Source organism: Chloracidobacterium validum, from assembly GCF_018304825.1.
Classification (GTDB): Bacteria; Acidobacteriota; Blastocatellia; order Chloracidobacteriales; family Chloracidobacteriaceae; genus Chloracidobacterium; species Chloracidobacterium validum.
In genome coordinates, this window is the sequence record NZ_CP072648.1 from 2,076,915 (window position 1) to 2,099,508 (window position 22,594).

Here is a 22,594-nt window from a genome sequence, read left to right on the forward strand (position 1 = left end):
TAGATGGCCAAGGGGCAAGACGGGTCGTCAGCGTGTGAAAACATGGCATTGTGAGTCCGGAAACGCTAAGGTCATGGCAGGGGAAGAAACCATCATGTCTGCAACCTCCACCGACGCCACCGACACCGCCCCCTCAACCGCGACCGAAGCCCTTTCATTTGAAACAAAGTTTCGGCTCCTGCTTGAAATCACACGCGCCATCAGCACTTCGTTGGACCTCGATGAGACTTTATCGCTCATCATTGATTCCGTTAAGTCTTTTGTTCCCTACGACGCGGCGGCCATTTACATTCTGGAAACAAACGGGCGTGACCGGCGGATTCGGGCAACCGTTTATCGCGGCTATGATGAAGCCGCCATGGAGCGTATGCTCCATCTGGGCGAAGGCTTCGTGGGATGGGTCATCCAGTCGGGTGGCGCCATTGTCATTCCAGACGTGCGCAACGACCAGCGTTATATTAGCTCCGACCCGCTGACGATGTCGGAAATCGCCGTGCCCATCGTTGCCAACAATCGAATTATCGGCGCGCTCAACCTGGAAAGCCGAACCCTCAATGCTTATCGAGCGGCTGACCTGGAAGTGCTGACGTTGTTTGCCTCCACGGCGGCCATCTCAATCGAAAAGGCTATTCTACACCAGGAACGGCTTGAGAAGCGTCGTCTGGAAAGTGAGTTGGCCATTGCGCGTCAGGTTCAGCGGAGCCTCCTGCCGAATCACGCCCCAGCACTCGACGGCTTTGACATTGCCGGACTCACCGTACCGAACGAGGCCGTCGGCGGGGATTATTACGACTTCATTCCGTTCCCAAACCATCAGCTTGGGATTGCCATTGCGGATGTGTCGGGCAAGGGCGTCCCGGCGGCGCTCATCATGGCAACATTCCGGGCCTGCTTGCGCGCCCAGGTGCGCAACGACTTTTCCATCCGGGTCATTTTACGCAAGGTCAACTACCTGCTCTGGGAAAGCCTGGACAGCTCACAGTACGTTACGGCGATCTATGGCGTGCTTGATCCGGCAAACCGGCTCTTTAGCTACGGCGACGCCGGACATAACCCGGCGCTGCTCATCCACGCCGATGGCAGCCATGAAAAGCTTTCCTGTGGAAACACCGTCCTGGGGCTGTTCGAAGACCGAAAATACATCGAGTGTTACCGCGCCCTACAACCAGGTGACATCGTGGTACTGTACACTGACGGGGTGACCGAGGCAGAGCGGGACGGAGAGGAGTTTGGCACGGAGCGGCTCTTGGCAACCGTGCAGCGTCACCGGCAAGCTTCAGCCCAGGAGATCGTCCAGGCAGTCTATCGTGAAGCCCAGGCCTTTGCCGGCTCATCGGCCCTCGGCGATGACCTTACAGTTGTCATCATCAAGGCACTTGACGTTTCCACGGATGCAACTTGAAGTGGCTCAAATGGCACTAAAAGTAACACTCCTGAGCAACCCTCCGGCAGCGCGGCTTTTCCTTTGGAGGTAGCCATCTGATAGAAAAGCACTTAGCCTATGTGAGCGCGTGGCACTGAGTTTGCTGCTCATGCTTAGTAGATTGGAGTTATTGGCAAAGCGGAGGCTATCCACGATGAAGACGCGAGCTGTCACACACACCGTCCGGCGCATTCGGCGCCAACGAGCGCGGCAATCCGGGGTGACACTGATTGAACTCATTTTGGCGCTGATGATCTTGTTTGTCGGGATGTTTGGCGCGTTAGCGTTCATGTCTATCGCGCTGACGAGTTCACTCAACGCCAACAAGTTGCTTCTGGCGCGCAACCTCGCGGAAGAGACGCTCAATCAGATTGTCATGATTCGTGAAATGAATGCCTTTGGTGGGATTCCGTCGCCAGAAAACCGAAATGGCAACACATTTCGCCGGTTGAGCAATCGCCCTGACAGTGATGGGATTTTTCCACTTGCGTTTCAGCCGGTTTACAACAGTCCGGGTTCTGACATGATCCGGGCCACCGGAGACACCGCTGAAGTGGGAAGCGGTCTCGACCCACGGTATGAATCATTTTCCATCCGCGTCTTGGTGCGGACCTCAGACGCCACGGTGCCCAACTTAGGCAACCCGACTGGCCCACCGCTTCCCATTTGCTTTGACCGGGAATATGACAACGAGTACGACCTCGGCAATACTGGCAACTGCCCGGAGGAAGGCATTGGGGATACGGTCAAGCGCGTGGTTGTGCAGGTGCGCTACCCATTCACCCGCGCGAATGGCAGCGCACTGCGGACGGTACAGATTATGACGCTCTTGACACAACCGCCCTCCCAGATTCGCGGTATCTGATCGCGGGCGACATCGCGCCAAATAACATCGCGCCAAACAGAAGCCTCCAGCCGCCAAAGCTGGAGGCTCGTTACTTTTCAGAAACTGCCTGTTGTCAAGCTCTATCTGTAGCCGGTGTCTTGCTGAAACTCGCGCAACAGCGTATTGACTTGCTCCGGTTGATCTTCGTGCGGGCAATGTGAAGCATTTGGCAAGACTTCCAGCCGCGCATTGGGCATGACCCGCAGAAGCTGTCGTCCACGGAGCGGCGGGACGAAGGTATCGCGTTCGCCCCACACAAGAAGCGTCGGCTGCGCGATACGGCGCGCCATCGCGTCGTCCATCACGAAGTCATAAAACTGCTTTGTCACTTCAAACACGATTTCGCGGTTTTCAGGCGCAAAGAAACACTCCCGGTAATGCGCGATGACCTCTGGGGTGACGGCCGCCGGGTTGGCATACAGCCGGTTGCGGATGTTCCACTCGACGAAGCGCGGCTGCACCAGGGTGTCAAAGAGCGGACGTCCCAGCAGTGGCGTCCGCATAAGCAAAAAAGGAAAGTTGACCAGCGAGCTTTGCAAGTAGCTCGCCGCGCCGGCCGAGGCAATGAGCACCAGCTTGGCAACGAGGTCTGGCCGTTGGTCGGCCACGCAGGCAGCGATGAGTCCGCCGAGCGAGTTGCCGGCCAACAACACCGGACGACGCACGACCGCCTCCAGAAAGTCTGTCACTTGAGCCGTCCACAGCTCGACCGTATAGGTGATGTCACGCGGCTTTGCCGAGCGCCCAAAGCCAAGCAGGTCGGGCACGAATACGCTGAAGTCAGCTTGAAGCGCGGCGACTTGGTGTCGCCATGTGAAGTGCGAAGTCGCATGGCCATGGATGAGCACCACCGGCGGAGCATCTGGATGACCAAGCGCTTGGTAAAAGCAGCGCCGACCGCGCCAATCAAAATACGTTCCGTCCTGCATCAGACATTGACCAACCAATCAGGGATTGACCAGCCATCCAGTGGTGCGATTGTCGCGGTGTAGATAGGCCGCGGTCACCCGCTGGATATCTTCGGCCGATACTTGTCGCACTTGGTGCAGATAGGCATCGAGGTAGCGATAGCCACGGGCTTCGGCAGGAATCCGTTCTCCGCAGGCAATGGTTTCATATTCGCCCAAAAGCATGGCCTGGTTGAGGATTTCCTCGTTGCCGAGAATGAATTGCGCCTCGGTTTGCCGCTTGGCCTTGGCCAGCTCCAAGTCACTTGGGGGTTCGTTTGCCAACCGTTCGATTTCTTCCGTGATGGCGGCTTCCACGGTTTCCAGCCGGTGGTCGGGCTTGATCTCGGCGGAGACGGTAAACAGTGATGGATCAATATGTTCGGCATAGTGTGCCGCGGCAAACGTCACGGATTCGTCCTTTTCCTGGAGTCGCCGATACAGCCGTGACGTGCGCCCGTAGGACAGCAGCATTGAAGCCACATGCAGGGCGTAGGAATCCGGGTGCGCCACTTCCGGCGCGTGGTAGCCGATGGTCAAGCGCGGCAGTGGGGTAGGTTTCTTGACGATGACGCGCTTTTCACCGCGTTGGGGCGGCTCACAGGCATGAGGGGGTTCGGGAGTCAGCCGGGCCGTCAGCATGCCAAAGGTTTCCTCAATCCGCCGCAAGGCTACCGCCGGGCGAATGTCTCCCACAACGACGAGCGTGGCATTATTCGGGCAGTAATGACTTTCGTAGTACCGCTGCATGTCCTCCACGGTCAGGCGTTCGACATCCTCGCGCCAGCCAATCGTCGGGACATGGTAGGGGTGTTGCCGAAAAGCCGTTGCCCAAACCTCCATCTCCAACGCATCAAACGGGCTATCTAGGCACATCTGAAGCTCTTCCAGCACAACCTGCTTTTCAGCCTCGAATTCCGCCGGATCGAAGGTCGCGTTGCAGGCGCGGTCGGCTTCAATCTCAAGACCAACCTCCCAGCGGTCAGCCGCGAACGTGAAATAGTAAGCCGTGAAATCCATCCACGTGAAAGCGTTGTTGCGACCACCATTGACCAGCGTTAGATGGTCAATCTCTCCTTTGGCAAGCCGCTGCGTTCCCTTGAACATCATGTGCTCCAGAAAGTGCGACAGCCCGGTTTTACCCGCCGGTTCGTTGCGCGAGCCAACCCGGTACCAGATCATGGTCGAGACGATCGGGTGGGTTGGCACGTCCTTGACCAAAACCGTCAGGCCATTTGGCAATACGTGGCGCTGCACGCTGGCCGTCAAGAGTGAAGTCGTTGGTGTGGTCGTCATGCGGCATCCTTACTTGGTAATCTCACTTCAGCAATCCCAAAACACTTGTCTTCAGTGTACTCTTCAGCACCCCTTGTCAAAGCCTTTTCCAGCCATTGCAGGTAGGCAGATTCCGACAAAGCACCCACAAAGCCATGCCCAAACTCAAGTCGAGGCAGATCGCCCAAGCGCGGCTGCGCGGCGACATCTTCAGCGCGCTGCGCAGCGAAGGCTTTCTCCCCATTTCAAAGCATTCGGCCACGGCGGACCTCCTCCAGACTCGGTTTGGAACGACCCCCGACGCTTTTTGGAAAGCAGTTCACGAACTGGAACGAGAGCGTTGCGTCAGGGTCACGCCACAGGGCATCTATTTTGTTCCACCCGAAGAGCGCTGGTAAACGTTCAGGCCCGCCGCCAGCGTGTCCCGTCCTTACCATCTTCGAGGATGATGCCACGGGCCATCAGTCGCGCGCGAATGTCATCGGCGCGCGCGAAATCCCTGGCTTGGCGTGCCGCCAGTCGCTCGGCAATGAGCGCCTCGATGTCGGCCGCGAGGAGTTCGGCCTGTGGCGGGTCAAGAATGCCAAGGACCGCCTGCACCGCGTCAAAGGCGGCCAGGGCCGCGGCCTTTGCCGCTGCGGTGAGTTCGTCACGGCTCAGAAGGATATTGACCTTCGTTTCAAGTTGGGCAACGGCCGCCAACGCTTCGGCCGTGTTGAGATCATCGTCCATGGCCGCGCCGAAGGATTGGCTATAGGCTTGCAGGTCGGTCAGGGCAGCCGTGTCATCAGTCTCACCGGCAACGGGAACCGCTTCGCGCAAGCGCCGAACGGTTTCATTCAAACGTTTGAGGCGACGTTCCGCGGCCTCGACACCTTCCAGGGTGAAATTGAGCGGTTTGCGGTAGGGGACGGCGGCCAGCACATAGCGCACGGCGCGGGGCGCATGCCCTCGTTCGAGGAGGTCGCGCAGGGTGTAGTAATTCCCCTCGCGCTTTGACATCTTCCGCCCATTGACCAGCAAATGCTCGGCATGGAGCCAGTACTTGACGAATGGTTTGCCGGTTGCCCCCTCGGACTGCGCAATTTCGTTCTCGTGGTGGGGAAACATCAAGTCCACGCCGCCGCAGTGAATATCAAACGACTCGCCCAGATACTTCATCGCCATGGCTGAACATTCAATGTGCCAGCCCGGACGGCCTGGACCGAGTGACGAATCCCAGGTTGGCTCGTCCGGTTGCGTATGTTTCCAAAGCACAAAGTCGCGCACGTCGTCCTTTTCATATTCGTCGGCTTCAACGCGCGCGCTGGCACCGGCGACATTGCCGGACAGCTTGCTGCCCGACAGCGCGCCATACCCTGGAAACGACGCAATGCGGAAGTAAACCGAGCCATCGCTGTGGTAAGCGCAACCACAGCGGACAAGCCGGCTGATCAACGCCACCATGTCTGGAATGTGCTCAGTGGCGCGCGGCGCGACTTCAGGACGCTCAATCCCTAGGGCGTCAGCGTCTTCCCAGAAGTGGGTCACATATTTTTCGGTAAACGCCCGCAGCGACAATCCGGCCGCGCGCGCATCGCGGATAATCTTGTCATCCACATCGGTCAGGTTCATGACGTGCAACAATTCATAGCCACGCCACTTCAAATGGCGACGCAGAATGTCCACGAAGACGAATGTCCGAAAGTTGCCGATATGGGCAAAGTTATAGACGGTTGGGCCGCAGGCGTACATGCGGACCTGACGGCCTTCGAGCGGCGTAAATGGTTCACGGGAACGAGTGAGTGAGTTGAAAAAATATAGGCTCATAGCAGTATGGCATCGGCGGGCGCGTCGGTAGCCATCGTTTCACAGGTTTTGCTTGGGCGACGAGTATGCGCGCCAGGCCCCAGGTCTTTACTATCGCGCGACAGTTGAAGCTCTAGCGCCAACGCGCTCGTCACCGGATTCGGCCGATTCGCCAGGGCGCGCCAGCTCAGCCGATTCAAACTGTACCACCCAAAGCGCATACTGCAATGGCCGCCGGTCACCTGCGGCAGCGCATAGATGGCTTAGTTCAACGGTCTGGCCAAGCTGGGAAACGACCGGGCGTGTGGGGCGCGCCTAACGAGTCCAGCGTCTTCTCAATCCGTTCCAGGTCGGCGGCGATGCCCCGTAGGTCGTCAAGTGCCTGGCGCAGGCCTTCAACCACAATGGCGTACTGTGCCTCATGGGTTTGCGTCGGACGCGCCAGCGTGCTGCTCCGCTCGGACACCACTTCGGCCAGCCGTTCGGCCAAGCCTGGCGGGGTGTTCTCATTGCGCGCCTGAAGCGCCCGGTCGCCACGCAGGCGCACCATCAGCGCATTCATCCGCCGGGTCATGGCGCTGGTTTCATCGAGCAGCTTGAGGTCGGCAGCCGGGGCTTCCACAATCGCGCGCTTGACGGCATTGAGTCGCGTCTGGAGTTCCTGTGCCGTCTCCAACGCCCCGTGCATGGTTCGCTGGGCGGTCAGCAATCGGCGGTGAAAGTCTTCAAAGGCTCGGACGTCCTCTGCCGCTCGCTCGTCGAGGAAACGCACCTGGAAGCTTTGGGGCGTCCCAAGTTGGGTTGTCACGCCATCAACACGCTGGTAGAGCGTCATCGTGTACGTTCCCGGCGGGACAAACCAACCGGCCGGGCGACGGGCGAAAGGATTGTCCTCATCACGGGACGGCGGCGGCAACTGCGGTGCCGGGGCGCGCAGGTCCCACGCCACGCGGTTGAAGCCGGTCGCGTGCGGAGCCGTCACGCGCCGGACGACGCCTCCCTTGTCATCCAGCACGACGGCAAAGGTTTCGGGCGCTTCTTCCTCGGCTTCGGCGCGCAAGTCATCGCGGGTCGGGTAGGGCGCGGCGCCTTTCTTTTCGGCTTCCTGGCGACGTTGTTTCTTTGTTTTCGGCGATTCCTTCAGGTAGTAGGTCAAGACCGCGCCGAACGGCGGGTTGTCGGCCACGTACAGGGCATCCCCTTGGAAGCCGCGCTTCCCTCCCCCAAAGGGTTCCGCCTCGACGTACAAGTGAGCATCGCGCACCGGAAAGGTCTGCGCGGGTTGCTGCAACATTGCCTCAGTTGCCATCCGCAACGCGCGGTAATCATCCAGCACATAAAAGCCGCGCCCGAAGGTGGCAATCACCAAATCGTGTTCGCGGGTCTGGATGGCGATGTCGCGGACGGCGATGGTGGGCAGCCCGCCCTTGAGCCGCAACCACTGGCCGCCACCGTTGGGCGTGAAAAACAAACCAAACTCCGTCCCGACAAAGAGCAGGTTAGGGTTGACCGGGTCTTCGACGATACATTTGACGGAGCCACGCTCGGGAAGATTGCCAACGCAAGGCGTCCAGGTTCGCCCCAGGTCAGATGACTTGAGCAAGTACGGTTTGAAGTCGGCGTTTTTGTGATTGTCAAAGGCGACATACACCACATCGGCATCGTGCTGTGACGGTGTGACGCGGCTCACAAACGTCTGCTCAGGAACACCCGGAAACTTCTCCACCGTACGCCAGTTCTTGCCACCATCTTCCGAGATGTGAACCAGCCCATCATCCGTGCCGACAAAAAGCACGTTCTCACGCTTGGGTGACTCGGCAATGGTCGTGATGTTGCCGTAAAACGATGTCGAAGCATGCTTGGCGACGGCATCCGGTCCCCACACTTGGCCAAACACCGGGAGCTTGTCCCGGTCGAGCTGGCGCGTTAGATCGCCACTGACCGCGCGCCAAGAATCCCCACGGTCGTCGCTCCGAAAGAGCCGGTTGGCAGCAAAGTACAGTCGCTTGTGGTTGTGCGGACTGATGATGAATGGGGAGTCCCAGTTCCAGCGCAGTGGCGGCTCATCCTTGCCGATCTTAGGCTGGATGCCGACTCGCTCACCGGTTCGTCGGTCAAAACGGAACAGATTTCCATACTGATACTCGCAATACACCGTATTGGGGTCGGTCGGATCGACGCGAACATGGAAACCATCGCCGCCGACGGTCACAAACCAATCGGCGTTGGTGATCCCGTGCGCATTGCGCGTGCGGGACGGTCCGCCCAGGGTGTTGTTGTCCTGGGTGCCGCCGTAAACGAAGTAAAATGGCTCGCTGTTATCCACAGTCACGTCATAGAACTGGGTGACTGGCAAGTTGGCCTTGAACTGCCACGACTGCCCCCGGTCGAAGCTTTCATATACACCGCCATCGCAGCCCACGAGGTAGTAATCAGGGTCGGCGGGGTCAATCCATAACACATGATGGTCCACGTGGACGTGCCGCATGCCCGGCATCGGCGACAACGTTTTGCCACCGTCATTTGAAACCATCAGGAACACATTCAGGACATAGACCCGGTCCACATCGCGCGGGTCAGCCACGATGGTGCTGAAGTACATCGCCGTTTGGTCGAACGGATTGCGCCGCTCCCAGGTTTCCCCACCGTCGAGTGAACGAAATACGCCCCCTTTGCCATCGGCGGCCTCCACGCTGGCATAGACGACATCGGGGTTAGCCGGTGAAATTGCCAACCCAATCCGTCCGAGGTGAACCGCTGGCAAGCCATTCGTGACTTTGCGCCAGGTTTTGCCGCCATCGGTGGTTTTGTAGATGGCACTTTCCGGTCCACCGTCAATGAGCGTCCACACATGTCGTCGGCGCTGGTAAGCCGCTGCCAGCATGACCTCCGGGTTGCGCGGGTCCATGACCACTTCGGTCACGCCGGTATCGGGGCTGATGTCGAGGATGCGCTGCCAGGACTGCCCACCATCCGTGGTTTTGTACAGCCCACGGTCGCCGCCTGACCGCCAGAGTGGCCCCTGCGCGGCGACATAGACGGTTTCGGAATCCCGCGGGTCAATCAAAATCCGGGCGATATGCTCGGATTCCTTGAGTCCGACATTGCGCCACGTGCGCCCATCATCATCCGAACGATATAGGCCGTCGCCATAAGCGACACTGCGCTGCGAGTTATTTTCACCCGTCCCAACCCAGATGCGAAAAGGATGCTTCGGGTCCATGGCAACTGCACCAATGGAAAAAGACGGTTGATCGTCGAAAACGGGCGTCCAGGCGACGCCGGCATTGGTCGTTTTCCAGACACCGCCCGAGGCGACGCCGACGAAGTACCGGCGGCGATTGCGCCCATCAACCGCAATTGCCGCGATTCGGCCCGACGCGATGGACGGCCCAAGGGAACGAAACTTCAGTCCGGCAAAGGTGGCTTCGCTAAGTGAAGGCGCATCTTTTTTCGCGGCCGATGCGCTCGATTCGGATGGCTTGGGTTCAGCTTGTTGGCGATTGGCCGGTTGACGCCTGGACTGCGCCAGAGCAACGCCATCGAAAAAAGGAATCAAAACGAGCGCGGCGGCGAAGCACCGCGCCAGCCATAAGCAGCAGGTCGTACGTGGCATGGGCGAGCGGTCGAGCAATGTGGGTTGGTATGGGACAAACGCTTTGCCTGGATAACCAAAGCCAGACGCCAAAGCAACCTCGGCAAGCTTCCTGGAACCAGGCCTCCCAAGACATTGCCGAGCTTGGAAAACGCCTTTGCGAGTCCGACTTACGAATTTGGGGCCGACGACGAAGGACTATCCACCGTTTCAGCCTCAATCAGTCGTCGCAAATCGTCACCGGAAAGCCGATAAATGGCGTTGCAGTAGTGACAGGTCAGCTCAGCTTGGCCCTGCTCGGCCAGCAGGCCACGCATCTCATCCACGCCCAGGGCTACGAGCAGCCGTTCCGTCCGCTCCAGCGAACACGTGCAAACGAAGCCAAGCGGACGCTCAGTGAGGGGCCGCCAATCCAGGGCTCCCAACGCTTGACGAATAATGTCTTCCGGCGTCGCGCCGGCGCGCACCAGTTCGGTAATCGGCGGGGCAGCCGCCACGGTACGTTCGAGATGCGCAATGGTTGCCTCATCCGCCTCCGGCAACACCTGAACCAGAAAGCCGCCCGCCGCACCGACGACACCATCGCCAGCTTCCATGTACACACCCAGGCTCATCGCGGATGGGATTTGCTCTGAGTGGGATAGGTAATAAGTCAAGTCCTCGGCAATCTCGCCTGAAATCAGCGGCACCGAACCTCGGTACGCCTCCATCAACCCAATCTCAAAACCACCTTCCCGGATCACATGCAGCACGCCTTTGCCGACGGCGGCGCCGACATCTAACTTGCCGTCCGAACGCAGCGGCACATCCGTCTGAGGATGTCGCACGTAACCGCGTACCTCGCCGCGGGCGTTGGCTTCGGCGGTGATGGCGCCGACCGGCCCGCGCCCCTCGATATGCACCGTCACCCGCTCGCTGGTTTTGAGCGAGCTGGCGAGGAGTGCCGCCCCGGTCAGGGCGCGTCCCAAAGCAACCGTGGCAGTTTTCCACGAACCATGGCGGCGACAAGCTTCCTGGACGAGGTGGGTGGTTGTCGCGGCGACAACGCGCACCCCATCATCGGCCGCCACGGCTTGCAAGAGACGGTCGGGCGTTGACGTGGTCGAGTGCTTCATGCGGTTTGACGTCCTGGTGGTTTTGTGGCCTGGCAGCTTCGCCTCCAGGGCGCAAGCGTCATACACCACTTAGTTGGTCATGGCTCGGCGTTCACGGGAACCGGGAATATGCATCTGGTCACGGTATTTCGCCACCGTCCGCCGCGAGATGCGTTGCCCGTCGCGGGCCAGAATGCGAGCAACCTCATCATCCGTGAGTGGTTCGCGTGGGTCTTCGTCGGCAATGAGTTTCTTGATTTTCAGCTTGATGATGTCGGTCGAGACTGACTCGCCATCATCATTGGTCAGGCCTTCCGTGAAAAAGCGGCGCAGTTCAAAGATACCCAGTGGCGTCTGGACGTATTTTCCGTTGACCACCCGGCTGACGGTCGAAAGGTGAATCCCTACCTGTTCGGCGATGTCCTTGAGCAGCATCGGCTTGATATGGGTCGGCCCGTGGTCGAGAAAGTCCCGTTGGCGGGCGATGATGGCCTCGCAAATCCGGTAGATCGTCCGGCGGCGGTAATCAATGTTGCGCATCAGGTCAATGGCCGCGCGCAGCCGGTCGCGGACGTACTCGCGCTCCTCACGCGAAGCGTTTGGGTTTTCCAAAATACGGTAATACTTGGCGTTGATGCGCAACTGCGGCAGCCCATCATCGTTGAAACGAATGATGTATTCATTGCCAAGCTTTTCAATCACAATTTCCGGCTGGATGAGTTGCGCCCCATTGAGCAGGCCTTCGCCAATCCGCGTGAAACGCCGGCCGGGAAAAGGTTCGAGCTGACGAATCAGCGCTATTTCTTCCGCGATGGCATCGGGGCTGACGCCAAGCAACTTGGCCAGCTCAGTCCGCCGGAACGGCGTGAGGCGGTCGAGATGTTCGCTCACCAGCCGCACGGCGAGGCGGTCGCCAGCCCCGCGTTGTTCGAGCTGCGTCACAAAACATTCACGCACATCGCGCGAAGCGCAGCCCACCGGATCGAGCCGTTGCACAATCTGGCGGGCGGTTTCGACGACATCGAGCGGCCACCCGCCAATGGCGGCAATTTCTTCGTTGGTGTCCACCAAAAAGCCGCGTTCATCCAGGCTGGCGGCAATCGCTTCGGCCGCCGCCCGAACTTCCGCCGGCACCTGTAGCAGGTTGATTTGCGACTGGAGGTGCTCGTGAAGTGTCAGATGCTGTTTGAGCCGATTTTCGAGCGCATATTCTTCGCGTTCCTCATACTCCCCCAGCGCCCGATAGCCTGGGTCGAGGTAATGCTCAAAGGTCGCGCCAAAGTCTATTTCGGCAAACGGGTCAGGTGACTCGGTGGGTTCGTTGCCCGTCAGCTCCGAATCGGCGTCTGGCTCGGATGGCCCGTCGGGCAAGGCTTCACCTTCGGTGGCAAGCATGGTGGGTTGGCCATCCACGGCCCCATTCGTCAGCCCAAGGGTGGTCAGCTCACCGTCGGCCAGGCCATCTGCCTCTGGCAAGCCATCATCGGTCAGGGTCAAGCCTTCGGCTGGCTCATGCGGGTCGGCTTCCTCCAGAATCGGATTTTCAGCCATCTCCTGTGTGGTCAACTCAACCAGATCGGTCAACGTCATGCTTAGCATTTCGATGCGTTGCCGCATCTGGGGCGTAAGCACCAGCCCAAGGCGTTGCTCCGTGCGGGGCGCGAGTTGTGGACGCAGGTTCATCATAGACGCACAGGCCAAATCTAAGACCAGACCTAGAGTCGGAAGCTTTCTCCAAGGTAAACCTGCCGCACTTCTTCGTCCGTGGTCAGCTCGGCCGGCTTGCCAGCCCGAAAAATGCGGCCTTCACTAATGATATAAGCCCGATCGGTGATGGCGAGGGTTTCTCGCACGTTGTGGTCGGTAATCAGCACGCCAATCCCCTTCTTGCGCAGCCGCGCTACGATGCCTTGAATCTCAATCACAGCCTTGGGGTCTATGCCGGCAAAGGGTTCATCCAGCAGGATGAACTTAGGCTCGATGGCTAAACAACGGGCGATTTCGGTCCGGCGTCGCTCTCCACCGGAAACGGCGTAGCCCATCGTTCGCCGGACGTGGGCGATGTCGAGTTCATCCAACAGCGCCTCGAGTCGCGTCTGGCGTTCGGTGGCTGAAAGATTGAGCGTTTCAAGAATGGCAAGAATGTTGTTTTCGACGGTGAGTTTCCGAAAGATAGAAGCCTCCTGGGGCAGGTAGCCAATGCCACGGCGCGCCCGCCGGTACATCGGCAGCCCCGTAATGTCCTCATCATCCAGGGCGATGATGCCGGCGTCGGGCGTTTCCAAGCCAACGATCATGGCAAAGGTGGTCGTTTTCCCGGCACCGTTTGGACCCAGCAATCCAACGACTTCACCACACTGAATGGCCAGGCTGACGTCGGAGACAACCTCACGGCCGCGGTACGCTTTCCGCAGACGTTGTACGGTAAGGGTCACCGTTTTTTCTGGAAGCGAGGCAGTTTCATCGCCCGGCTCGACGACTTGCAAATGAACGTTTTTCTTCTTCACACCCAATCATTACTGCGTGTTTGAGTTATCAGGCACAGCCCTGCCGAACCGCACCGCGACTGTAGTGAGTCTGGCCGTGAAGCGTCAATGCACCTGTAAAAACTTCTGTTGGCTGACCGATTCACCGCCGCGCCAGCTTGGTCAACGGCGCGGCTTCCGTCACAAATCGCTTGATGCCCTTGCCCGGAAAAGCAATGTCGAGCTTGCCATCCGCGACGCGAACGATTTGTCCCACACCAAAGGTAGCGTGTTCAACCCGATCCCCGACCTTGAAGCCCTGGCGGTCTGGGGCGTCTGCCATCGGGCGGGCCGAACTGCCCGGACGCGCGCGCCTCGGCTCAGGGGAGCCATCTCGCCTCCAAGGGGTTTCACCAATCGGACGGGAGGCCGGTTCAAACCGTCCATCCGGAGCAGATGCCGTCTGGGCGCGGACGCCTGCCCAGGCGCTGATGGCGAGCGCGTCTTCCGGCAGTTCGTCGAGAAACCGCGATGGATCAGTGGGCTTCTCCTCACCATACACACGCCGCCGCTCAGCCTGGGTCAGGTATAGTTGTTGCTTGGCGCGCGTGACGGCAACGTAAAACAACCGTCGTTCTTCTTCGAGTTCTTCCGGATCAACGGCGGCGCGCGCATGGGGGAAGAGGTCTTCTTCCAGACCGGCGATAAAAACCAAGGGGAATTCCAAGCCTTTGGCGCTGTGAATCGTCATGAGCGTCACGCGGGCCTGTTCGACAAGCAGATCCGTGTCAGCGACCAGCGCCGCTTGGTCCAGAAAGGCGCGTAGCGACTCGCCACGCTCGTCGGCTTCGGCGGCCGCGGTGATGAGTTCTTCGAGGTTTTGCTTGCGGCTTTCAGCTTCGAGCGTGCCTTCCTGGGCAAGCATGTCCAGGTAGCCAGACCGTTTCACGACGGCCTGCAACAGGTCGGCCAGCGTTGCGCCCTCGACCATCGCCTGGAGTCCACGCATCAGGCTCACGAAACTGCTCAGTGCCGTCAGCGCGCGCCCACCCAAGCTGCCTTCCGCAAGGAGGTGTTCGGTGGCCGTCCACCGTGAAACGCCAGTCTGGGACGCCCGGGCCGTCAGAATGTCGAGCGTTGCCTTGCCAATGCCCCGCGCCGGCACGTTGACAATCCGATCAAAAGCCGCGTCGTCGTGTGGATTGAGCAACAAACGCAGATACGCCAGGGCATCCTTGATTTCTGCCCGCTGATAGAACGAAAACCCGCCCACCAAAACATAGGGCAAGCCGCGGCGCCGACAGGCCTCCTCAAACAACCGCGACTGGGCGTTTGTCCGATAGAGCACCGCCGCGCGCGTGTCGGCTTCAGGCAAGTGTTCACGCTGCCGCTGCCAGCGAATGATTTCACCCACCACGAAATCGGCCTCGGCTTCGGCGTCCGGGGCGACCACGCATCGGATTGGCTCGCCGGTGGCGTTCTGCGTCGTGAGGCTTTTTTCTCGTCGTGCGCGGTTGTGGCGAATCACCGCGTTGGCGGCTCTGAGAATGGTTTTCGTCGAGCGGTAGTTCCGCGCCAGCGTGATGGTTTTCGCCTGTGGGTAGTGACGCTCGAAATCGAGGATGTTGCGAATGTCGGCAGCGCGGAACTTGTAGATGGACTGGTCCGGGTCACCCACGACACACAAATTCTGTTGCCGCTGCGTCAGCAACCGAACCAAGTTGAACTGCGGCGGGTTCGTGTCTTGATATTCATCAATGAGCAGGTAGCGGAACCGGTCGTTGTAGTCGTCGGCCACGTCCGGGAAACGCCGGAGCAAGCGGACGGTCAGCAGGAGCAGATCATCGAAATCGAGCGCGTTGGCCGCGGCCAGGCGCGCCTCGTAGAGGCGGAAGGTTCGGACGATGGCGTCGCGCTTCGGGTCTGAGCTTGGCGGCAGGGTGTCCGGGGTGTCGCCCCGATTTTTGGCGGCGCTGATGGCAGACTGAATCATTCGCGGGGGAAACTGCTTTTCATCGAGTCCGAGTTCTTTCAAGCAGGCTTTGACGAGCCGCCCCTGGTCGTCCGTGTCGTAGATGGTGAAGTCGCGCGTATAGGTTCCGCCAAAGCGGTCGAGATGCCGCCGCAGGACTCGGACGCAAAAACTGTGAAAGGTCGAAACCAGCAGCTCACCCCGTCGGCGCGTGGGTGGGACAAGCTGGTGAACGCGCTCTTTCATCTCGAGCGCGGCTTTGTTGGTGAAGGTCACCGCCAGAATTTGCTCCGGGCGCGCCAGTCCCTGGTCAAGCAAATAAGCCATGCGGTGAACAATCACCCGCGTTTTGCCGGAGCCAGCCCCGGCGATGACCAGCAGTGGGCCGTCGGTCGTCGTGACGGCCAAGCGCTGTTCTGGATTGAGTCCATCGAGTAGGGGATGCATAAACCTCAGCGAGTGAATAACTGGTCAAGCCTAGCTTTCCAGGGGGCTTCGTCCATTTGTGGTCAGTGGTCAGAGTTCGGCGGTCAGTGGTTGGTGCGCGGTGGTCAGTGGCGCTGACCACGAATCACTGATCACTGGTCACGACCACAAGAACCGACCACCAGCCACACGCGGTCGGTCCCAACCACCGTCACGGGGCTTCCGTCCGCCACGAAACCTAGCGCTTGCGCTGCCCAGAGTTCACCGGCGATGGAGACGAAACCACGCGGATTGAGCGGGGTCACGGCGTGGCCGGCCGCGCCAATCGCTGCGGCATGGGTTCCATCCCGCTTTTCCTGCCGCGTCTTCCGCCAGTGCGCCACCAGGCGACTACAGGCGCAAAAAAATGTCTTCATCCAGCTTGGCCAGGCGAAAGCGTACGTCACGAAGCTCGATCCGTTGCTTGAGCTTGCCATTTTCATAAAGCTCCTTGCGCATCGGGACAAGCAAGTTCTGGATGGCACGGAAGTCGTAAAATGACTCCCGAAAGCGCAGCGGCTTGTCGTCCGGCGTGGGCTGGACTTCATACTCAAGGTGCAAAATACGGTAGGTCTGGCTGCTGATGAAGTACTTTGTCTTGCTGCCATCCCGGTGGGTGAGTTCGAGTCCAATGGTATCAATCCCCATGATGCGCTCGCCTGGCACGCGCGTCACCGTCGTTCCGTCTTCCTTGTAGCGCAAAAGCGCCAAGTAGTCGTGCTTGAGCGACGCCAGAAACGTCGCTTGGGCTTCCGGCGTCAACGTGATGGACTGGCGATTTTGCGCCGCCCAGTTGGTGTAGCCATTGAAACCGAAGACCAACTGCTGTGGGTCATCCCCCTGGGGATCAGGCAACTCAACCTCGATGCGGACGCAGTTGCGGTCGGAAGTCTCGCGGCGCAGGATATGTTCCAAAATTTTGCCTTCAACCGGCGGACGATCATCGCTGGCCGAAATTTTGATAACCCCTTCCAAACGGGCGTTGGTGAGCACATAGTCAATGACCGGCCGACTCCCGTAGGCGTAGATCACGATCTCGGCAATGGTTTCGCCATCCCAGGTTTCAGGTTTGCCGAGCTTGGCTGCCTTGGGCTTCTCTGCCTTGGGCGACTTGTCCTTGGCTGCGTCCGCCGACTCATTCGCGCGTTTTTTGTCATTACTTTTTTCTTTGTCCTTCTCGCCTTTATCCTTCTCAGCGGGCTTCGTCGCTGATTCCTGGGTTGACCACCGGGCAGTAGGGTGGCCGACTGACGACGAAAGCGCCGGATGCGGAGCCAGTCCAATCAGAGCAAAGAAACACACCCAAAAGCGCCGCCAAAGTTGTGGCCGGCGACCCGCGCCCTGGTTGACCGACCGAGAGCGCATTGCATTGAAAGGTATCCTTCCTAAAACCATCTTCAAGACATCCCAATCCAACAAAAGTGGTTAGTTTATAGCACTGTTTGGCGTGTCTGCTCCGCAATTGTATAGCGCAGAGCTGTTCCGTCGGCGGTATTCCCCAGCGAGCGCCCGCGTAGCTTACAACCCGTGGCGTCCGCGCGCGGCTGCCTCAAAAACACCGACACAACGAGATGTTTGTTCCACCAGGGCAGGTTGCGTTATACGTCTCAGACTCACATCTCTTCTGCCGCTTCATCTCAAGTATGCAACGCGCGACAACGATCTTCTGGAAAGCTTTCATCAAGCACCCACGTCAGACAGGCGCAATTGTTCCAAGTTCGCGGCGGCTCGCCCAAGCGATGCTGGCGCGGACCCGCTTGCAAACCGCTCGCCTCGTTATCGAGTTGGGACCTGGAACCGGCGCGTTCACCGCGAGCATTCTCAATGCCCTGCCACCCGATGCCACACTTCTGGCCATTGAACGCAACCCAGAATTGGTTGAGTTTTTGTGTCGCCAGTGGCCGCGGGCGCAGATCATCTGCGATGACGCCGCCCGTCTTTCCCACTATCTTGCTCGCTATCCGCATCCACCAGCGGCGATTTTCTGCGGCTTGCCACTTTCGTGGCTGCCATCCCAGGAACGAACGAATGTGCTGGACGCGGTCGCCAGCGCGCTCCCATCAGGGGGAACGTTTACGCTTTTCCAGTATCTTCATGCCGCGGCAACCCCGCCCGGACGGCGCGTGCGTCAGGAACTGCTGGCGCGGTTCCAGTCTGTCGAGCGTTATCCAATCTGGTGGAACTTGCCACCGGCCTATGTTGTACACTGTGTCCGCTGAACGAGCGAAACGTCGTGCCAGCGGCGCGGCGGCGTGTCGTGCCAGCGCGCTCAATCACCAACCGTTCCTATCTTCACCCTGGAGACTTCTTTCATGTCCAAGCGCCCGCTCATGACGCTCTTGACTGATTTCGGGACGATGGATCACTTCATCGCCGCCATGAAAGGTGTCATTCTCAATATCCACCGGGATGTGGACATTGTGGATATTTCCCATGACATTCCACCCCACGACGTTTTTGCGGCGGCGTTTGTGCTCAACAACGCCATGTCGTACTTCCCAAGATTTACGACCCACATAGCTATCGTTGACCCAACCGTTGGCTCGGCGCGCCGGCCGATTCTGGTCATGACGGATAACTACAACTTCATCGGACCGGACAACGGGATTTTTAGCTACATTTACCAGTCCGAGACGGTCAACCGCGTCATTCACATCACGGCCGACTACTATTTTCGCCAGCCCGTATGCCCCACCTTTCACGGACGCGACGTTTTCGCCCCCATCGCCGGCTATCTTGCCAAGGGCGTTGACCCCCAGAAAATGGGCGAACCGATTACGGATTACGTGCGCTTTGACGTTCCACGCCCGGATGTTTCCGATCCGAAACGGCTCCGGGGTGCCATCTTGCACATTGACCGGTTTGGCAACTGTTTCACGAACTTCACGAAAGAGCACATCCAATTGTCGGCACTGCGCGCTGGCGGCAAGTTCATCGTCATTCATCCGCAGGACCCGGCCAAGAGCCGTGAAGTCACGAAGGTCGTGACGCACTATGCCGAGGCCCAACCAAATGAGCTATTTGCGCTCTTTTCAAGCACGGGAAACCTGGAGATTGCCGCGCTCAAAGTTCCGGCCGCGCGGGTGCTCGAAGCGCGCCGCGGGATGGAAGTGCAGTTCATCGTGCCATAGTCACCGCGTTGGCGATTGCCGTCTGGAGAGGCTTTTGACGTAGCGTCCGGCGCGCCAAGCTCCCGGACTCCACACCGCTAGGTCGCATCGAGCAAACGCTTGAGCACGTCATTGACGACCTGCGGATTGGCTTTGCCTTTGGTCGCCTTCATGACCTGTCCGACAAAGAAGGCAAACAGTGGGGTCTTTCCGGCGCGGTACTCGGCCGTTTGCTTGGGGTTGCCCGCGATGACCTCATGGGCAATCGCCTCAATCTGCCCCACGTCTGAAACCTGACCGCCGCCTAGCTCCTGAACAATCGCTTTGGCCGGTTTGCCGGTCGCCAGCATGCGCTCGAAGACGTCCTTGGCCAGCTTGTTGCTCAACGTGCCATCCGCGATGAGGGCAATGAGTTCGGCCAGCGCCGCCGGCGTGACCGGCGAGGTGGACAGGGAAAGTTTCTCGGCCGGCACCCGCGCCAGCAGCTCGTTGGCAATCCAGTTGAAGGCGGCGCGGGCGTTGCCGCTGGCTTCGACGCAAGCTTCAAAGAAATCCGCGATCTCACGGGTGGTTGTCATCAGCGACGAGTCTTCGAGCGACAACCCATAGCTTTCGGCAAAGCGCCGGCGGCGCGGCTCAGGCAGTTCCGGCGTCTTTGCCCGGAGCGCGGCGATAGTCTCCGCGGTGATGACCAGTGGGGGCAAGTCTGGTTCTGGAAAGTACCGGTAATCATGCGCCTCCTCCTTGCTGCGCATGGTGTACGTTCGCCCCTCCCGCTCGTTCCACAGGCGCGTTTCCTGGACGATCCGCCCGCCTTCCTCCAGCACCCGAACCTGCCGGGCGATCTCGTAGTCAATCGCCCGCTGAATGAATCGAAACGAGTTGAGATTCTTGGTTTCCGTGCGCGTGCCAAGGGTCGGGCTGCCACGCCGCCGGATGGAAACGTTGGCATCGCAGCGCAGGCTGCCTTCTTCCATGTTGCCGTCGCAGGCATCCACATACAGGAGCGCCCGCCGCAGGTACTGCACGTAATCGTAAGCCTCCCAACTGCTGCGGAAGTCCGGCTCACTGACGATTTCAACCAAGGGAACCCCACTCCGGTTGAGATTGACGTATGACGTGGTGGCCGAGTCGGGCATACCTTCGTGCAGGCTCTTGCCGGCGTCTTCTTCGATATGCATGCGTTGGATGCGAAACCGCTTCAGTTGCCACCCGGTGGGACGCCCCGTTTCATCCCGCTCACTCGTCGGAATTTCGACAAAGCCTGACACCGAAAAGGGCTGATCGTACTGAGAAATCTGATAGCCCTTGGGCAAATCTGGGTAGAAGTAGTTCTTCCGCGAAAAGACTGAAACTTCATTGATGCGCAGATTCAGCGCGAAAGCCGCGAAGATCGCCTTTTCGACGACGGCCTGGTTGAGCACCGGAAGCGCCCCCGGCAACCCCAGGCACACGGCGCAGGTGTTCGCGTTTGGTTCGGCGCCGAAATCGGTCGGACAAGGGCAGAAGATTTTGGTGCGCGTGCTCAGTTGGGCGTGAATTTCAAGGCCGATGACCGGCTCATACTTTTCAAGCAGCTTGGCAAGTTCAGTCATGTGGGCGTCTATGTGAGGCAGCGACGGCAAGCGTGGTCAGGCGCGGTTGCGCGTCGTGGCCTTGACGATGGAAAGTAACTGAGAGGGTGAAAACGGCTTGCGGAAATAGGTGACGACCCCGGCCTGCAAAGCCTCCATTTCGGTTTGAACGCTCGTGTTTCCGGTGAGGATGATGACCGGCAGATCGGCAAGCGCGGGGATTTGCCGCAGGCGGCGGTAGGTTTCGCCGCCATTCATCTCCGGCATGTCGAGGTCAAGCAACAGGCAGGCAAAGTGCGGATCACGCTCGAGCATCTCCAGAGCGAGCCGACCATTTTCAACGGTAACGACCTCAAACTCACGTCCGAGGGTGCTTTTGATGACAGCACGAATGCCAATGTCGTCGTCGGCGGCGAGAACACGCTTCATACAAGTCAACTCCTTACCTTCCAAGCGCAGTCTGACTAGCGGCGCGGGCTTCGGTCTTCACGGTTCAGGCGCTCCTCCAAATCGTCCCACATTCGCTGCATTTCCGACTCGACAACGCGAAAGTTCTTGTACTTACGACGAATGCGCCACCGGCGGAACGGTCCCGTTACCCAGTCCCAAGCCGTGCGGAAACCAGTCAACTCAGGGCCCCGAACCGTCAGAAAACCCACGCCCAGCGCCCACAGCGCCGAAACGGAGTCTGGGTAGCCATAGAGCAAAAAGACGATGTCAATGGCAGCCGAGACGTAAAAAATTGTCCGACCGCGGAGCTGTACGAAATTGAAGAACGTCGGCGTATGCCACAGACGGGCTGCAAAAACGCCCACCATGAGCGAAAACAGTGTCGCTGAACTGGCGGCAAATATAAACGATGGCACCGGCGACGGCAGCAGCAGGCCGACGCCCATGGCGGTCGCCAGCGTCCCCAGGTAGGCGGCGGCTCCACCGCCAAAACACAGCAGCAAAAAGCGCCCCGTGCCGAGCATGCGCTCAATCACATTCCCAAAGAGATACAGCACCAGTAACCCAATCAACCACCCAAACGGCGTCAGGGGGGTCACCGTGGCCGTGAGGAATTGCCACACCGCGCCGCTCACAACGGCTTCTGGCAAGAAGAAGAACGGGGCGGCCGGTAGGAGCGCCCGCACCACCACCATAACCGTTGTCGCGGCCATCAGAAACATCACACCCGGCAACGGACCGCCAACGCCCAAAGGTGGATCATCAAAAACACGGCGCATAGTGTGAATGGGAACGTCTTGCAGGGTATCGCAGTGTCGCCAGAGTGCGCGTGCGCCACAATCGGCAACGCCCACTGCGACTATCGCACGGCATGGCGATCAAAGGCAACGCATTGCCTCACGCTATCGCCCAGCCTAAGTCTTTCCATCTCACCAAACAACAGCATACAATAGCCAGGTGACCCTGACTTGTGGAGCGCGTCGCATGCTCACCACGATCAACTTTCGCCAGTGGATTGAAGACCACCGCCACCTGCTTCGCCCCCCAGTTGGGAATGCTCAGATTTGGAAAGACCGCGAGTTCATGGTAACGGTCGTGGGTGGGCCGAATCAGCGCAAGGACTACCACATTGACCCCGGCGAGGAGTTTTTCTATCAGCTCGAAGGCGACATGACGTTGCGCCTGATAGAAGACGGTCAGTTTCGGGACTTGCCCATCCGTGAAGGTGAAATCTTCTTGTTGCCGCCGTTGGTTCCACACTCGCCGCAGCGTGGTCCGGGGACGCTCGGACTGGTCATCGAACGGGTTCGGCGTGCTGATGAGCAGGATCGCTTCGAGTGGTACTGCGATCACTGCGGCAACCGGCTGCACGAGGTAGCACTCCATGTGACCGACATCACCACCCAGCTCAAGCCGCTGTTTGATGCCTTCTGGTCAGATGAGCGCGCCCGCACCTGCGCCGCCTGTGGACATCAACTACAGCCCTGAACGCGCCGTCGAGCAACGCGGACCAGTAACGACCCCGACCTCAAATCACCCATTCCAAGTTC

The 22,594-nt window shown here is 59.4% G+C and carries 19 protein-coding genes; 6 read left to right on the forward strand and 13 right to left on the reverse strand.

Annotated features, from left to right (window positions below):
• Positions 1-94: 94 nt before the first annotated feature.
• Together J8C06_RS08675 and J8C06_RS08680 are read left to right on the forward strand one after the other, a co-directional pair.
• Positions 95-1,402 (forward strand): PP2C family protein-serine/threonine phosphatase, encoded by a 1,308-nt coding sequence (locus J8C06_RS08675; RefSeq protein WP_211428313.1) that lies wholly within the window; start codon positions 95-97, stop codon positions 1,400-1,402.
• Positions 1,403-1,577: 175 nt separating this feature from the next.
• Positions 1,578-2,288, forward strand: coding sequence for a prepilin-type N-terminal cleavage/methylation domain-containing protein (locus J8C06_RS08680; RefSeq protein WP_211428314.1), 711 nt, complete (start codon positions 1,578-1,580; stop codon positions 2,286-2,288).
• A 101-nt stretch (positions 2,289-2,389) separates the two neighbouring features.
• Here the strand turns inward: J8C06_RS08680 and J8C06_RS08685 are convergent, their stop codons facing one another.
• Together J8C06_RS08685 and J8C06_RS08690 are read right to left on the reverse strand one after the other, a co-directional pair.
• Positions 2,390-3,238, reverse strand: a complete 849-nt coding sequence (locus J8C06_RS08685) for an alpha/beta fold hydrolase (RefSeq protein WP_211428315.1) — start codon at positions 3,236-3,238, stop codon at positions 2,390-2,392.
• Between the two features lie 18 nt (positions 3,239-3,256).
• Positions 3,257-4,552: a M16 family metallopeptidase gene (locus J8C06_RS08690; RefSeq protein WP_211428316.1), complete on the reverse strand. Its 1,296-nt coding sequence runs from the start codon at positions 4,550-4,552 to the stop codon at positions 3,257-3,259.
• A 134-nt stretch (positions 4,553-4,686) separates the two neighbouring features.
• Between J8C06_RS08690 and J8C06_RS08695 the strand changes: the two genes are divergently transcribed.
• A complete protein-coding gene (locus J8C06_RS08695; RefSeq protein ID WP_211428317.1) occupies positions 4,687-4,929 on the forward strand; it encodes a hypothetical protein in 243 nt (80 codons plus the stop codon).
• Positions 4,930-4,933: 4 nt separating this feature from the next.
• On the opposite strand, the gene cysS is transcribed toward J8C06_RS08695, so the two are convergent.
• From cysS to J8C06_RS08735, 8 genes are all read right to left on the reverse strand, one after another.
• On the reverse strand, positions 4,934-6,340 hold the full coding sequence (gene cysS, locus J8C06_RS08700) for a cysteine--tRNA ligase (RefSeq protein ID WP_211428318.1): 1,407 nt from the start codon (positions 6,338-6,340) through the stop codon (positions 4,934-4,936).
• A gap of 247 nt (positions 6,341-6,587) precedes the next feature.
• The gene (locus J8C06_RS08705) at positions 6,588-9,935 is read right to left on the reverse strand and encodes a VPS10 domain-containing protein (protein WP_211428319.1); all 3,348 of its coding nucleotides are present in this window, start codon (positions 9,933-9,935) and stop codon (positions 6,588-6,590) included.
• A 149-nt stretch (positions 9,936-10,084) separates the two neighbouring features.
• A complete protein-coding gene (gene hslO, locus J8C06_RS08710) occupies positions 10,085-11,029 on the reverse strand; it encodes an Hsp33 family molecular chaperone HslO (protein WP_211428320.1) in 945 nt (314 codons plus the stop codon).
• Positions 11,030-11,098: 69 nt separating this feature from the next.
• Positions 11,099-12,694, reverse strand: coding sequence for an RNA polymerase factor sigma-54 (gene rpoN, locus J8C06_RS08715; protein ID WP_211428321.1), 1,596 nt, complete (start codon positions 12,692-12,694; stop codon positions 11,099-11,101).
• A 29-nt stretch (positions 12,695-12,723) separates the two neighbouring features.
• Positions 12,724-13,494, reverse strand: a complete 771-nt coding sequence (gene lptB, locus J8C06_RS08720) for an LPS export ABC transporter ATP-binding protein (RefSeq protein ID WP_407064913.1) — start codon at positions 13,492-13,494, stop codon at positions 12,724-12,726.
• Between the two features lie 142 nt (positions 13,495-13,636).
• The gene (locus J8C06_RS08725) at positions 13,637-15,892 is read right to left on the reverse strand and encodes an ATP-dependent helicase (protein WP_211428322.1); all 2,256 of its coding nucleotides are present in this window, start codon (positions 15,890-15,892) and stop codon (positions 13,637-13,639) included.
• 131 nt (positions 15,893-16,023) lie between these two features.
• Entirely contained in the window at positions 16,024-16,287 is a 264-nt protein-coding gene (locus J8C06_RS08730; RefSeq protein WP_211428323.1) for an NfeD family protein, read from the reverse strand.
• A complete protein-coding gene (locus J8C06_RS08735; RefSeq protein WP_211428324.1) occupies positions 16,262-17,212 on the reverse strand; it encodes a hypothetical protein in 951 nt (316 codons plus the stop codon). Before J8C06_RS08735 ends, J8C06_RS08730 begins: the two co-directional genes overlap by 26 nt.
• Positions 17,213-17,553: 341 nt before the next feature.
• On the opposite strand from J8C06_RS08735, the gene J8C06_RS08740 reads away from it, so the two are divergent.
• Both J8C06_RS08740 and J8C06_RS08745 read left to right on the forward strand, forming a co-directional pair.
• Complete coding sequence (locus J8C06_RS08740) at positions 17,554-18,129, forward strand: class I SAM-dependent methyltransferase (RefSeq protein ID WP_211428325.1); 576 nt, start codon at positions 17,554-17,556, stop codon at positions 18,127-18,129.
• Between the two features lie 93 nt (positions 18,130-18,222).
• Complete coding sequence (locus tag J8C06_RS08745; protein ID WP_211428326.1) at positions 18,223-19,041, forward strand: SAM hydrolase/SAM-dependent halogenase family protein; 819 nt, start codon at positions 18,223-18,225, stop codon at positions 19,039-19,041.
• 77 nt (positions 19,042-19,118) lie between these two features.
• Here the strand turns inward: J8C06_RS08745 and gatB are convergent, their stop codons facing one another.
• From gatB to J8C06_RS08760, 3 genes are read right to left on the reverse strand one after another with little or no spacing between them, the layout of a single operon-like run.
• Complete coding sequence (gene gatB / locus J8C06_RS08750) at positions 19,119-20,615, reverse strand: Asp-tRNA(Asn)/Glu-tRNA(Gln) amidotransferase subunit GatB (protein ID WP_211428327.1); 1,497 nt, start codon at positions 20,613-20,615, stop codon at positions 19,119-19,121.
• A 36-nt stretch (positions 20,616-20,651) separates the two neighbouring features.
• Positions 20,652-21,023, reverse strand: a complete 372-nt coding sequence (locus tag J8C06_RS08755; protein WP_211428328.1) for a response regulator — start codon at positions 21,021-21,023, stop codon at positions 20,652-20,654.
• 35 nt (positions 21,024-21,058) lie between these two features.
• Positions 21,059-21,823 (reverse strand): rhomboid family intramembrane serine protease, encoded by a 765-nt coding sequence (locus J8C06_RS08760; RefSeq protein ID WP_211428329.1) that lies wholly within the window; start codon positions 21,821-21,823, stop codon positions 21,059-21,061.
• Positions 21,824-22,028: 205 nt separating this feature from the next.
• Between J8C06_RS08760 and J8C06_RS08765 the strand changes: the two genes are divergently transcribed.
• Complete coding sequence (locus J8C06_RS08765) at positions 22,029-22,532, forward strand: 3-hydroxyanthranilate 3,4-dioxygenase (protein WP_211428330.1); 504 nt, start codon at positions 22,029-22,031, stop codon at positions 22,530-22,532.
• Positions 22,533-22,594: the final 62 nt, after the last annotated feature.

Coding starts and splice junctions, on each gene's coding strand:
- J8C06_RS08755 (WP_211428328.1), bottom strand. CDS start 21,023: ATGAAGCGTGTTCTCGCCGCCGACGACGACATTGGCATTCGTGCTGTC.
- J8C06_RS08690 (WP_211428316.1), bottom strand. CDS start 4,552: ATGACGACCACACCAACGACTTCACTCTTGACGGCCAGCGTGCAGCGC.
- J8C06_RS08675 (WP_211428313.1), top strand. CDS start 95: ATGTCTGCAACCTCCACCGACGCCACCGACACCGCCCCCTCAACCGCG.
- rpoN (WP_211428321.1), bottom strand. CDS start 12,694: ATGATGAACCTGCGTCCACAACTCGCGCCCCGCACGGAGCAACGCCTT.
- J8C06_RS08740 (WP_211428325.1), top strand. CDS start 17,554: ATGCAACGCGCGACAACGATCTTCTGGAAAGCTTTCATCAAGCACCCA.
- J8C06_RS08705 (WP_211428319.1), bottom strand. CDS start 9,935: ATGCCACGTACGACCTGCTGCTTATGGCTGGCGCGGTGCTTCGCCGCC.
- J8C06_RS08745 (WP_211428326.1), top strand. CDS start 18,223: ATGTCCAAGCGCCCGCTCATGACGCTCTTGACTGATTTCGGGACGATG.
- gatB (WP_211428327.1), bottom strand. CDS start 20,615: ATGACTGAACTTGCCAAGCTGCTTGAAAAGTATGAGCCGGTCATCGGC.
- J8C06_RS08765 (WP_211428330.1), top strand. CDS start 22,029: ATGCTCACCACGATCAACTTTCGCCAGTGGATTGAAGACCACCGCCAC.
- J8C06_RS08685 (WP_211428315.1), bottom strand. CDS start 3,238: ATGCAGGACGGAACGTATTTTGATTGGCGCGGTCGGCGCTGCTTTTAC.
- J8C06_RS08760 (WP_211428329.1), bottom strand. CDS start 21,823: ATGCGCCGTGTTTTTGATGATCCACCTTTGGGCGTTGGCGGTCCGTTG.
- J8C06_RS08725 (WP_211428322.1), bottom strand. CDS start 15,892: ATGCATCCCCTACTCGATGGACTCAATCCAGAACAGCGCTTGGCCGTC.
- cysS (WP_211428318.1), bottom strand. CDS start 6,340: ATGAGCCTATATTTTTTCAACTCACTCACTCGTTCCCGTGAACCATTT.
- J8C06_RS08680 (WP_211428314.1), top strand. CDS start 1,578: ATGAAGACGCGAGCTGTCACACACACCGTCCGGCGCATTCGGCGCCAA.
- J8C06_RS08695 (WP_211428317.1), top strand. CDS start 4,687: ATGCCCAAACTCAAGTCGAGGCAGATCGCCCAAGCGCGGCTGCGCGGC.
- hslO (WP_211428320.1), bottom strand. CDS start 11,029: ATGAAGCACTCGACCACGTCAACGCCCGACCGTCTCTTGCAAGCCGTG.
- J8C06_RS08730 (WP_211428323.1), bottom strand. CDS start 16,287: ATGAAGACATTTTTTTGCGCCTGTAGTCGCCTGGTGGCGCACTGGCGG.